The sequence below is a fragment of the Gemmobacter aquaticus genome (genome assembly GCF_007859075.1).
In the GTDB taxonomy this organism is placed as follows: domain Bacteria; phylum Pseudomonadota; class Alphaproteobacteria; order Rhodobacterales; family Rhodobacteraceae; genus Gemmobacter; species Gemmobacter aquaticus.
The window spans coordinates 552,394-564,366 of sequence record NZ_VOAK01000011.1; the positions used below are offsets into that span (position 1 = coordinate 552,394).

The following is an 11,973-nucleotide window of genomic DNA, read 5'->3' on the forward strand; positions in this document are numbered from 1 at the left end:
TCAGTCGCTCGAACCGATCGAGGTCAAAGAGTCCGCAGCACCTGCTGTGCCGGTGACGGCGTTGACAGCCTTGGTCCATTGCGAGAACGGCGCTTCGGTCACAAAGATCGTGTCGCCATCGCGAACCTGGAAATCGCGCGCCTCGAACAGCCCGTCCGGAGCGGTCAGGTCGAGGGCGTAGACCATGCGCTGCGATCCGCGCAGGTCATCGCGCCCCATGATCGCGTTGGCAACCGATGCCGACTCTGACCGCAGGATGAACACCCCCGTCGGGTCGGCCAGTGTCGTGCTGAGACCGCCAACCTGCGCCAGCGATTCCAGCGCCGAGAGCGATTGCGATTCAAATGGTACAAGGCTTTGCGCGCCGGTCGCACCAAGCGCGGTATAGGCACGCTGGTCCCGCTCGACGACGATCTGGTCGCCCCCGCGCAGCGCGATGTCGAGGCTGGGGTTCGCAAACAGGTCTTGCATCCACACCTGTCCGGTCTGGTTGCCGCGCGTCACGCGAACCACCGCGACCGAAGGCTCGATCGCAACCCCGCCCGCGCGGGCGATCATCGCGGAAAGCGTCCGGGTGGGACGTTCAATCGGGTAAATGCCTTGCGCGCCAACACTGCCCGCAACCGAGACAGTCTGACCATCACCCGCCACGCGCTGAACGGTGACCTGCGGGTCGGGCGTCTGGGCATCGAGCTTGCTGGTGATCAGCTGGCGCAGCCCATCGGGTGTCTGACCTGCGGCCTGCAGTTTGCCTGCGTAAGGAATGAAGATGAAGCCTTCGCCATCGACCTGCACGCTTTCCAGCGCCGACACCCGTTGCCCGGTGTTGCCCAGAAGCGGGTCGTCCTTGACGTTCTCGAAGACCGTGATGCTGAGCTCATCGCCCGGGTTGATCGTGTCAGACCCGACGCGGCCCGCATTCTTGAAGGAGCTGCTGAAGCCGAGCGCGGGGGTGCCGCCTGCAAGCTTGCTGACGCGGCTGTCCACCAGAATGAAATGCGCGCTTCCCCCTTCGGTTACGGAGCTTTTGTAAAGTTCGGTCTTGTTAGGGCCCGAGCGGGGCAAGCCGCAGGCGGAAACCGCAAGGCTCAACGCAAGGAGGGCCATCAGCCGGGTTGCTCGGAAGGTCAGCAGGTTCACCCTGGGGCTCCTCATTCGGTGATGGAACGATCCTTCACGAATCGTACATCGAAACACGCCATGTCCAGTCTCTAATACCCAAGTCACTTGACAATACGCAACAGTTGGCGGGGCGGGGACTGTCCTTTGGACAAAGCGTCATAGGGGTCGTGTTGCATTAGCAACATGTCCACCACCTGTCGTAACAGGGCGCGTCGCCCCCGGGCAGAGTAGAAGCCGCCGGGCACCTGGCTTGTTTCCAGCAGGAAATGCCGAAACAGGCGATAGGCGCGACTGTCGGGGCGTGCGGGGTTGGCAAAGAACTCGATCAGGCTCTGATCCGAGACGAATTCCGGCTTGGAATAGATCGCCTGTCCAAGCGCCTTGAGCGGCAGGCCACGCCACAACACCTGCTGCGCGGCGGTCGAATTCACGGTCACGGCGCTGCGCGCCTGGTTCAAGAGCCGCGCCAGTTTGCCGCCACGCACGAAATGCACCCGGCCCTGCAGACCGTGCAGGCGGGCGAGGCGGCGGATCTCGGCGGCGACGGGCGCGCGGCCATCTTCAAGCGGATGGGCCTTGAAGACCAGATGGTGATGGCCGGGCGCGCCCTTGGCGAAGGCATCGGTCACGCAATCGAGGAATTCGGTCATCGTGGCAAAAGGCGAATGCGCCTGAAAGCTGGAGTCGTGTTCCAGTTGCAAAAGCACCAGATGGTATGGAAACCCGCCGCGGGCAATGCGGTGGCTGGCAATCATCCGGTCGATCGCGTGGAAGGGAAGGGTCGCAAGGCGGCGCAGATAAAGCCGGAACTCTTGCCGGACGGTCAATGCGCGATGCGGGCGGAAGTTCGGATAGCGCCAGCCGCCTGTCAGCACCAGCCAGTGATAGAGCGCGCCATAGAAGATATGCTGCCGCGTGTCACCCCAGCGTGCGGGCGCATCGGGCAGATCGGTGTCGGACCGCTCCAGCGCACGTGCCATTTCGTCAACGCCCAGATCCATCAGGCGGGAATGGCCGTTCGAGCCGCCGCGCTCATATGTAATCCAGTGGGGACGCAGGTAGCCCTCTTCAAAGACGTGCACCGTCAGGCCGCGCTCGCGCGCAATCTGCACCGCCGCTGCATGCACCGGGCGCGTGTCTCCGTAGATCACAAGGTCAGTGATCTGCTTTTCGTCGATGATATGCGACAGCGTCGCGGGCCAGGCCTCGGGCTGCGCGCGAAACGGGATGTAGGTTGCCCGGTCCCGCCAGAACGCCTCATCCCCTGCATTGAAGCCCACGCGCCAGACCTGACAACTTGCCCGGCGCAGCATCTGCGCCAGTTGGAAAAACCATGGGCCGTGCGGGCCTTGAAGGAACAGAAAGCGCCTTTCGGTGCCTCGGGGCAGCATTCTTCTTATCCGTCTCATGACGCGAGCTTGTGTGTATCTAGCATCTTCTGGTCGACGAAGTGGACGAAAACGTGATCAAACGGGGGTAAGGCTGGCGGATTTTCCACGATGTGTGCCATTTTTTTCAGTCACAAGTCAGATGTGCGCCCACGGCTTTGGCGCACCGGGCTTGCAGGCGCGTCAGGGTCGGCTTAGGTCTTGGCGAAATGGCCGGAGGAAACAGGATGTTCACGGGGATCGTCACCGACATCGGTGAAGTGCTGGAACTTGAACAGCGGGGCGACCTGCGCGCCCGCATCGGCACTGCCTATGACGTTGCAGGCATAGACCTTGGCGCCTCGATCGCCTGCGACGGCGTCTGCCTGACGGTGGTGGCGCTTGGCCAGGCGCCACGCAACTGGTTTGACGTCGAGATCAGCGCCGAAAGCGTCAGCAAGACGAATATCGGTGGCTGGTCGGTCGGCAAGCGGCTGAACCTCGAACGCGCGCTGAAGGTCGGCGACGAACTGGGCGGGCATATCGTCTCGGGCCATGTCGATGGCGTGGCCGAGGTCGTGGGCCTGCGGCCCGAGGGGGACAGCCTGCGGGTGACCTTTCGCGCGCCCGAGCCGCTGGCACGGTTCATCGCGCCCAAGGGATCGGTCGCGCTGAACGGCACCTCGTTGACGGTGAACGAGGTTGACGGGCGTGACTTTGGCATCAACTTCATTCCGCATACCCAGCATGTCACCACCTGGGGCGACGTGGCGCTTGGCCAGCTGGTCAACCTCGAGGTTGATACCATGGCACGCTATGTGGCGCGCCTGAGGGAATGGGGATGACGGCCGGCATCGGCCATAACGGCGGGCCCGAGTTGCAGGGGACTGGCTGGCGCCGCCACTGCTGGCAGGCAGCGCGCGAGGCGTTGTTGCCGACCCTTCCTATCGAAGTGCTGCGCAACCGCGTCAGGCGGGCGCAGGAGTTGGGTCTTGACTACAAGACCTATGCCAGTGTGCGTGCGGCGTCGGGCCATGATGTCGTGGCATTCCTGTTTTCATCCAATGCCTTGCGGGCGACACCTAAGGTAGCCGAACTTCCCGCTGATCGCCTTGACCGCCTGCGCGCGATGGCGAATTGCGGTCGTCTGGCCATTGCTGTCGCCCCGCTTGCCCCATCGGATCTGCTGCAGGCGGGGGGCGGGCTGATCGATGCAGCCCATCCCGCGCCGCGCCCGTTCGGGTCTTTCTCCGAAGCGCGCGAGGCGATGGGTACCGCGCGCGGCGACTACCACCGGGATGGCGTGGTCCTTGTCGGTGCCGCACCATTCGAGGCCGAATGGTGTGCTGCGGGCAGGCTGGCCTATTACCTTCCGGCAGAGCGGCTGTTCACCGCCTGATCTTGCTGCGAGGGCCGCAACGGGCCATATCCAACGGGCGAACAGGAAGGTGCGTTGATGGATTGGCGCTTTGACAACAGCTATGCACGGGACCTGGCGGGCAGCTATGTGCCGCAGACCCCGGCCAAGGCGCCGGCGCCCCGTATGTTGAAGCTGAACGAAGGGCTTGCGACAGAACTGGGGCTTGATCCCGAAGGTCTGCGTCCCCTCGCGCCGGCGATCTTTTCCGGCAATCTGGTGCCCGACGGGGCGGAGCCCATCGCGCAGGCCTATGCGGGCCATCAGTTTGGCGGGTTCTCGCCGCAACTGGGTGACGGTCGGGCGCTGCTTCTGGGTGAGGTGATCGACAGGAACGGCCATCGCCGCGATATCGCGCTGAAAGGATCGGGTCGAACGCCATTCTCGCGTCAGGGGGACGGGCTCGCCGCAGTCGGCCCCGTGCTGCGCGAATATCTGATCGGCGAGGCGATGCATGCGCTTGGTGTGCCCACCAGCCGGGCCTTGGCGGCCGTCACCACGGGCGCGCAGGTTCTGCGCGAACGGGTTCTGCCCGGCGCGGTGCTGACGCGTGTCGCAGCAAGCCACCTGCGGATCGGCACGTTCGAGTTCTTTTCGGCGCGCGGGCAGGCCGACATGGTCAGGCGGCTGGCCGACTACGCCATCGCGCGCCATCACCCACAGGCAGCGGGTGCGCCGAATCCCTATCTCGGCCTTTTTGATGCGGTGATCGCCGCGCAGGCCCGGCTGATCGCAAAATGGATGGGGCTCGGCTTCATCCATGGCGTCATGAATACCGACAACATGACGATCTCGGGCGAAACCATCGACTACGGCCCTTGCGCCTTTATGGAGGCGTATAGCCCCGGCACCGTCTTTTCCTCGATCGACCATCAGGGGCGCTATGCCTATGGAAATCAGCCGCTGATCCTTGGCTGGAACCTTGCGCGGTTTGCCGAGACGCTGGTTGCCTTCTTCGACAAGGATGAGGCGCGGGCGGTCGAGATTGCCAATGAACGGCTGGGTGGCATTGCTGCCGTCTACAAGGCTGAATGGTTGGCCGTGATGCGCGCCAAGCTGGGCCTGCAAGGCGAAGATCCGGGTGACGCCGCGCTGGCCGAGGAGTTTCTGGCGGCACTTGTCGGCACCGACTGGACGCTGGCCTTCCGTCGGCTGGCCGACGCGGTCGATGATGCCGGAACGCTGCGACCTCTTTTCGAGGAGACCTCCCGCCTTGACGCCTGGCTGCCTCGCTGGCGGGCGCGTCTTGCCCCTGACGCGGCGGCGCGGATGCGGGCCGTGAATCCGATTTACGTTCCGCGCAACCTGAAGGTCGAAGAGGCGCTGGCGGCGGCCGAGGCCGGGGACATGTCACTGTTCGAGGCGCTGCTCGCGGTGATTTCCGACCCGTTCACCGAACGGCCGGGGCTTGACGCCTATGCCTTGCCGGCGCCGCAGGAATTTGTTGGGCAGTTCCGCACCTTCTGCGGCACCTGATTGACCGGGGCGTGGCAGAAGGCAATGATGCGCCATGAACATCCGATCCGACATCCATGACCGTCTGGCCAGCAGCCTGCGCGAAGCCCGCCGCGCAAGGGGGCTGAGCCTTGATGCGGTGGCCAAGCTATCGGGTGTGAGCCGGTCAATGGTCAGCCAGATCGAGCGGGGCGAAAGCTCGCCTACCGTGGCCACGCTGTGGAACCTGACGCAGGCGCTGCAGGTCGATTTCGCAGGTCTTCTGGAGGGGAAGCCCAAGGGTGGGATCGAGGTGATCCGCGCCGAAGCCGCCCCTGTGATCGCTGGGCGCGGAACGGGCGTCACGATCCGCATCCTCTCTGCCCCTGAGGCTGTCGGAGAGCATGAGGTTTATGAGCTGATGTTTGCTCCCGGCGGCGCGCTGCTGTCAGACCCCCACCGGCCCGGATGCCGCGAGCATCTGGCGGTGATCGAGGGCAGGCTGCGCGTCGAAAGCGGGGATGAGGCCGAGGATCTGGCCGCAGGGGATACGGCGCGCTACGCCGCCGACCGGACCCACGCCATCCGGGCGGATGCGGCGGCGCGCGCCATTCTGATCGTGCAGGACAGTTGAGACGGCCGGGGGCGCTTCGCCTCCCGGTCCCCCCGAAGGTATTTGTGCCAGAATGACGAGAATCCGTTTTGACGGATTGCAATCCGTTATCTTGACTTCGGCTGAATCTTGCGGCAAAAGTTCCGCTATAACGGATGGAGGGGTGGTATGGCGGAAAGTGGGCGGTCGGCGTTCCTGACGCATTTGGGAACCGTGCTTGAGGGGATCGAGGCCGAAGGGCTGATGAAGCGAGAGCGGCTGATCCACGGGCCGCAGGGCGCGCATGTCGAGGTGGCGGGGCGAAAGCTTCTGAACCTCTGCGCCAACAACTATCTGGGTCTGGCCGATGATCCCCGTCTGATTGCTGCCGCGCAATCGGCGATGCAGGCCGATGGGTACGGCATGGCCTCGGTCCGGTTCATTTGCGGGACGCAAGACATCCATCGCGCGCTTGAGGCGCGGCTCGCCCGGTTTCTTGGGCATGACGACTCGATCCTGTTTGCGGCCTGCTTTGACGCGAATGGCGGGCTGTTCGAGCCCTTGTTGGGCCCTGAGGACGCGGTCATCTCTGACAGCCTCAATCACGCCAGCATCATCGACGGCATCCGGCTCTGCAAGGCGCGGCGCTATCGCTATGCCAATTCCGACATGGCAGACCTTGAAGCGCAGCTGAAACAGGCCCGCGCCGATGGGGCACGGTTCATCCTCATTGCGACGGATGGCGTCTTCTCGATGGACGGCTATCTGGCGAAGCTGGCCGAGATCAGGGTGCTGGCCGATCGCCACGGGGCGATGGTCATGGTCGATGACTGCCATGCGACAGGCTTCATGGGGCCGCAGGGCAGGGGCACGCCGGCCCATGCCGGGGTTGAGGTCGATATCCTGACCGGAACGCTGGGCAAGGCGCTTGGCGGGGCGCTTGGCGGCTATATCGCTGGTCCGCAGGCGGTGATTGACCTGCTGCGCCAGCGCGCGCGGCCCTACCTCTTTTCCAATGCCCTGCCCCCCGCCGTGGTGGGGGCGGCTCTGGTGGCGCTGGATATCGTCGAGGCGGCGGATGACCTGCGCGCCCAGCTTTTCGAGAATGCGCGCTACTGGCGGGCCGGGCTTGAAGCCGCCGGGTTCCGCCTGCTGCCGGGCGAGCACCCCATCGTGCCGGTCATGCTGGGGGATGCGGTTCTCGCGCAGCGCATGGCGGCCGAGCTTTACGACCGTGGCGTCTATGTTGCCGGTTTCTTCTTCCCGGTGGTGCCCAAGGGGCAGGCGCGCATCCGCACGCAGATGAATGCACGGCTGACGAGGGAAGATCTGGATTTTGCGCTTGATGCGTTCCGCGCGGCAGGCAAGGCGGTGGGGGCGATCTGATGACGAACGAAATGAAGGCCTTGGTGAAATCGAAGCCCGAGGTGGGGCTGTGGCAAGAAGCCCGACCGGTGCCCGAGATCGGACCGGACGACGTCTTGATCCGGATCCGCAAGACCGGGATCTGCGGCACGGATATCCATATCTGGAACTGGGACGAATGGGCCGCGCGCACGGTTCCGCTTGGCCTGATTACCGGGCATGAGTTCGCGGGCGAGATTGTGGAGCTTGGGCGCAATGTGACCGACCTGAAGATCGGGCAGCGCTGTTCGGGCGAGGGGCACCTGATCGGGCGTCATTCCCGCCAGTCGCGGGCCGGCAAATTCCACCTCGACCCCGAAACCCGTGGCATCGGCGTGAACGAGAACGGCGCCTTTGCGACCTATCTGAAACTGCCCGCCTTTAACGTCGTGCCGCTGCCCGATGCGATTGACGACGAAATCGGCGCCATTCTCGATCCCTTGGGCAATGCCGTCCACACGGCGCTGTCCTTCGATCTGGTGGGCGAGGATGTGCTGATCACCGGCGCCGGGCCGATTGGCATTATGGCGGCGGCTGTCGCCCGTCATGTCGGCGCCCGCCACGTGGTGATCACCGATGTGAACCCCGCGCGGCTGGAACTGGCGGCGCAGGTCGCTGATGTGGTGCCGGTAAATGTGGCCAGCGAAGACCTCAAGGACGTTCAGGCGCGCCTGAAGATGTCTCAGGGCTTTGACGTGGGCATGGAGATGAGCGGCAACCAGCGCGCGCTGGATCAGATGGTCGAGGCGCTCGTCATGGGGGGACGCATTGCCATGCTGGGCATCCCGCCGGGCAAAAGCCCTGTCGACTGGAGCCGGATCGTCTTCAAGGCCATCACGATCAAGGGCGTCTACGGTCGCGAGATCTTTGAGACCTGGTACAAGATGATCGCGATGCTCGAGAACGGGCTCGACGTCCGCCGCGTCATCACCCATCGCTTCAAGGTGGATGATTTCGAGCAGGGGTTCGAGACGATGCGGTCGGGCCTGTCCGGCAAGGTCGTGCTGGACTGGGGCTGATTGCCGCCCCAGACAGGGCGCCCCTGACACGGCGTTGCCCGCCGTCTTTGCGCGCAGCGTCACTGCACAGGACCTGCGCGCACAGGCACTGGCCTTCGACGGCGGGGAAGGGTAATGCAGTGTAAATGCCCATTCGAGAGACCAGCCAGATGTCGAGCGACTATTCGGACGCGATTTCCTCGGTCGAGGAGATCATTGAGGATGCCCGCAACGGGAAGATGTTCATTCTTGTCGATCACGAGGATCGCGAGAATGAGGGCGATCTGGTGATCCCGGCCGAGAAATGCGATGCGGCGGCCATCAACTTCATGGCGACGCATGGCCGGGGACTGATCTGCCTCACGCTGACCGGCGAGCGGATCGACCAGTTGGGCCTGCCCCTGATGGCCTCGAAGAACTCGTCGCGGCACGAGACCGCCTTCACCGTTTCGATCGAGGCGCGCGAAGGGGTCGAGACCGGCATTTCCGCCCGCGACCGCGCGCTGACCGTGGCCGTTGCGATTGACGAGACAAAAGGCGCCGCAGATCTGGCGACGCCGGGCCACATCTTTCCGCTGCGGACCCGCGACGGGGGCGTTCTGGTGCGCGCAGGCCATACCGAGGCCGCGACCGATGTGGCGCGGCTGGCGGGGCTCAAGCCTGCGGGCGTCATCTGCGAGGTTATGAACGATGACGGCACGATGGCGCGTCTGCCCGATCTGGTGCAGTTCGCGCAGCGCCATGGCCTGAAGATCGGTACGATCTCGGACCTGATCGCCTACCGCCGTCGCCACGACAATCTGGTCAAGGAGCAAGCGGTCAAGCGTGTCACCTCGGTCCATGGCGGCGAGTGGATCATGCGGATCTTCTCGGACGTGGCCCAGGGATCAGAACATGTCGTGCTGACCAAGGGGGACATCGGCGCGGGTGGGCCGGTGCTGGTGCGGATGCATGCGCTTGACCCGCTGGCCGATGTGCTGGGCGTGGGCGATGCCAATGCGGTGGGGGAACTCGCCGGGGCCATGCGCGTGATTGCTGCCGCCGGGCGCGGCGTTGTCGTCCTGCTGCGCGACACCTCCATGAAGATTGCGCAAACCGACGAGGTCTCGCCTCAAACGCTTCGGCAATATGGGCTCGGCGCACAGATTCTTGCCGCCCTCGGCCTGCATGAGATCACGCTGGTGACGAACCACAAGGCGCCGAAGGTCGTGGGGCTTGATGCCTATGGCCTGTCGATCGTCGGCACCCATCCGATTGCGGAGTGAATGATGGCTGCGAATGAACAGCACTACGTCCTGCCGCTGCCGGTGTTTCACAAACCGGTCAAGCTCCTGATTGTCGTGGCCCCTTATTACAAGGACATCACCGACAATCTGGTGGCGGGTGCGCGTGCGGTGGCTGCATCCTGCGGCGCCGAGGTCGATCTGGTCGAGGTGCCCGGTGCGCTGGAAGTGCCGACCGCGATCGCGCTGGCCGAACGCATGTCGAACTATGACGGCTATGTCGCACTGGGCTGCGTGATCCGGGGCGAGACGACGCATTACGACACGGTCTGCAACGATTCCAGCCGGGCGATCTCGCTTCTGGGGCTGCAGGGCGCCTGCATCGGAAACGGCATCCTGACGGTTGAAAACCGCGAGCAGGCGGTGGTGCGTGCAGAGCCAGAAGGGCAGAACAAGGGCGGCGGCGCGGCTGCCGCGGCGCTTCACCTGATCGCGCTGGCCCGCCAATGGTCGGGCGCCCGTACCGGTATCGGCTTTCGTGCCGAAGGGGGGCATCAGGCATGAGCGTGAAGCCCGACAAGAAGCAGATGCGCTCGGCCGCGCGGCTCTTTGCCGTGCAGGCGCTGTTCCAGATGGAATCCTCGGGGCAAACGGTTGAACGCGTTGTGCGCGAGTTCGAGAGCCATCGCTTTGGCGAGGTGTTCGAGGACGGCACCGAGATGGCCGAAGGTGACGTCGTGCATTTCCGCGCCCTGGTGGATGCGGCGGTGAACTGGCAGGCAAAGATCGACCAGATGACAGACCGGGCGCTGGTCGCGGCATGGCCGATTGACCGGATCGACCCGGTGCTGCGCGCGCTCTTCCGCACGGCCGGGGGCGAGCTGGTGGGCATGGACACGCCCCCCAAGGTCGTCATCACGGAATTCGTCGATGTGGCCAAGGCCTTCTTCCCCGATGGGAAAGAGCCGAAGTTCGTCAATGCCGTGCTCGACCACATGGCGCGCGAGGCGCGGCCCGAGGCCTTCAAGGCCTGATCCGGATGGTGCAGGCGGCCCCAAGGGGCCGCCTTGCTTTTGCAAGGAAGGGTATTGGCATGAAACGGATACTGATCGCCGGGATGTTTCTTGCGGCCTGTCAGGGGGATGCGCCGGGGATCTCGGCCGAAACCATCGGGCGTGACTGGGCACTGGTGCGCATGAATGGCGCCGACGCCCCGGCCAATGTGACGATGGATCTCTCAGAGGCCGGCCGCGCCGCAGGTCAGGCGCCCTGCAATCGCTGGTTCAGCGGCGTAGAGGGCACCTTGCCCGAATTTCGTCTGACAGGAGTCGGCGCGACCAAAATGGCCTGTCCGGACATGCAGGCCGAGTCCGACTTCTTTGCCGCGTTGGAAGGCGTTCGCGAGGCAAGGATGGAGGGCGACCGGCTGATTCTTGCCGGTGAGGGCAGCGTTCAGCTGGAATTTGCCCCGGCAAAGCCCTGATCGCGGGGAATTGTATCGGGGATGCGACGCATTGGCACTGGCGTCTGCCGACGCGGGTGCTAGCATCACATTCAAACAGGAGGACCCCGATGCCCAAGCTCATCCGCCTTTACATTGTCAACGTGGCCATCGGTTATGGTCTGTCTGCGGTGTTTCTTGCCATGATGGTCTGGTTCAACGTGGCCAACCTCGGGCATCTGATCCTCGAAACCGAAAACGGCTGGATCGGTGGGTTGATGATGTTCGTCAGCAACGGGGTGATCTTCGCAGGCGCCCAGTTCGCGATCGCAGTAATGCGTCAGGCCAGCGACGACGATGAGCCGCGCGGTGGTACCCGCGCGCCGACGCTGGTCCCGGTTCCGGTGCGGGTTGAGGCGCGCAACCAGTCTGCGATGCGCACCCGCCGCTGACAGCCCCCAGTGGTTTGACGCGAAGGTCCGGCAATGCCGGGCCTTTTGCGTTTCGGGGATGAAGTGGCGGGCCCGCAGCAACCGTGGGTGACGGTGTTTTCCCGAGAGCCAGAGGTCTCAGGTGGGCGCCGGGTAGCAGGACCAGGATCCTGCCAGAGCCAGCCCCCGTTCGCTTGCTTATCGGCCACTGGAAAAGTGTCCCACACGCGAGGAGCAGCACCCGCCGTCTTCACAGATAGGCCCGGATGCGCTGCACGGCAAGGGCTGCGTCAGCCCAGAAGCCGGTTCACCTGCCAGGCCAGCCGAAAAGCAATCGGCCCGACTCCCAGCGACAGCACAAAGGCGATCGGCCAGGCGACGATGAAGCTGTGGCCCCAAAGGGAGAGAAATTCTGGCGTCAGGCCGGATTTCAGCGCGCCGAAGATACCGGTCATCAGGCCGGCCATCATGCATGAAATAAAGACCTGTGCGATCAACACGGTGCGGGTGGTTTGGGTCATCTGTTCTGCCTTTGAACGCAAGC

General features: G+C 64.4%; 14 protein-coding genes. 11 read left to right on the forward strand and 3 right to left on the reverse strand.

The genetic code is table 11. The features are described 5' to 3' along the window. Entirely contained in the window at positions 1-1,140 is a 1,140-nt protein-coding gene (locus tag FQU74_RS04740; protein ID WP_373288991.1) for a polysaccharide biosynthesis/export family protein, read from the reverse strand. An 83-nt stretch (positions 1,141-1,223) separates the two neighbouring features. Continuing rightward, on the reverse strand, positions 1,224-2,513 hold the full coding sequence (locus FQU74_RS04745; RefSeq protein ID WP_146285273.1) for a capsule biosynthesis protein: 1,290 nt from the start codon (positions 2,511-2,513) through the stop codon (positions 1,224-1,226). A gap of 224 nt (positions 2,514-2,737) precedes the next feature. Between FQU74_RS04745 and FQU74_RS04750 the strand changes: the two genes are divergently transcribed. The 11 genes from FQU74_RS04750 to FQU74_RS04800 all read left to right on the forward strand — a co-directional run bounded on the left by FQU74_RS04750 (position 2,738) and on the right by FQU74_RS04800 (position 11,450). After that, positions 2,738-3,334 carry a riboflavin synthase gene (locus FQU74_RS04750; RefSeq protein ID WP_146285274.1) on the forward strand — a complete coding sequence of 199 codons (597 nt, stop codon included), beginning with the start codon at positions 2,738-2,740 and terminating at the stop codon, positions 3,332-3,334. After that, positions 3,331-3,888 (forward strand): hypothetical protein, encoded by a 558-nt coding sequence (locus tag FQU74_RS04755; protein ID WP_146285275.1) that lies wholly within the window; start codon positions 3,331-3,333, stop codon positions 3,886-3,888. Before FQU74_RS04750 ends, FQU74_RS04755 begins: the two co-directional genes overlap by 4 nt. Positions 3,889-3,945: 57 nt before the next feature. Then, positions 3,946-5,382 (forward strand): protein adenylyltransferase SelO, encoded by a 1,437-nt coding sequence (locus FQU74_RS04760; protein ID WP_146285276.1) that lies wholly within the window; start codon positions 3,946-3,948, stop codon positions 5,380-5,382. 34 nt (positions 5,383-5,416) lie between these two features. After that, complete coding sequence (locus FQU74_RS04765; RefSeq protein WP_146285277.1) at positions 5,417-5,974, forward strand: helix-turn-helix domain-containing protein; 558 nt, start codon at positions 5,417-5,419, stop codon at positions 5,972-5,974. Positions 5,975-6,121: 147 nt separating this feature from the next. After that, the gene (locus tag FQU74_RS04770; RefSeq protein ID WP_146285278.1) at positions 6,122-7,318 is read left to right on the forward strand and encodes a glycine C-acetyltransferase; all 1,197 of its coding nucleotides are present in this window, start codon (positions 6,122-6,124) and stop codon (positions 7,316-7,318) included. A gap of 11 nt (positions 7,319-7,329) precedes the next feature. Then, a complete protein-coding gene (gene tdh, locus FQU74_RS04775) occupies positions 7,330-8,355 on the forward strand; it encodes an L-threonine 3-dehydrogenase (protein ID WP_146286207.1) in 1,026 nt (341 codons plus the stop codon). 125 nt (positions 8,356-8,480) lie between these two features. Beyond that, on the forward strand, positions 8,481-9,599 hold the full coding sequence (gene ribB, locus FQU74_RS04780; RefSeq protein WP_170246195.1) for a 3,4-dihydroxy-2-butanone-4-phosphate synthase: 1,119 nt from the start codon (positions 8,481-8,483) through the stop codon (positions 9,597-9,599). 3 nt (positions 9,600-9,602) lie between these two features. After that, positions 9,603-10,121 (forward strand): 6,7-dimethyl-8-ribityllumazine synthase, encoded by a 519-nt coding sequence (locus FQU74_RS04785; RefSeq protein WP_146285280.1) that lies wholly within the window; start codon positions 9,603-9,605, stop codon positions 10,119-10,121. After that, positions 10,118-10,591: a transcription antitermination factor NusB gene (gene nusB, locus FQU74_RS04790; RefSeq protein ID WP_146285281.1), complete on the forward strand. Its 474-nt coding sequence runs from the start codon at positions 10,118-10,120 to the stop codon at positions 10,589-10,591. Before FQU74_RS04785 ends, nusB begins: the two co-directional genes overlap by 4 nt. Positions 10,592-10,650: 59 nt before the next feature. Continuing rightward, entirely contained in the window at positions 10,651-11,040 is a 390-nt protein-coding gene (locus FQU74_RS04795) for an META domain-containing protein (protein WP_158635530.1), read from the forward strand. Positions 11,041-11,129: 89 nt separating this feature from the next. Continuing rightward, positions 11,130-11,450 (forward strand): hypothetical protein, encoded by a 321-nt coding sequence (locus tag FQU74_RS04800; RefSeq protein ID WP_146285283.1) that lies wholly within the window; start codon positions 11,130-11,132, stop codon positions 11,448-11,450. Between the two features lie 269 nt (positions 11,451-11,719). Here FQU74_RS04800 and FQU74_RS04805 read toward each other — a convergent pair whose 3' ends face one another. After that, positions 11,720-11,950 carry a DUF2798 domain-containing protein gene (locus FQU74_RS04805; protein ID WP_146285284.1) on the reverse strand — a complete coding sequence of 77 codons (231 nt, stop codon included), beginning with the start codon at positions 11,948-11,950 and terminating at the stop codon, positions 11,720-11,722. Between the last annotated feature and the right edge of the window lie 23 nt (positions 11,951-11,973).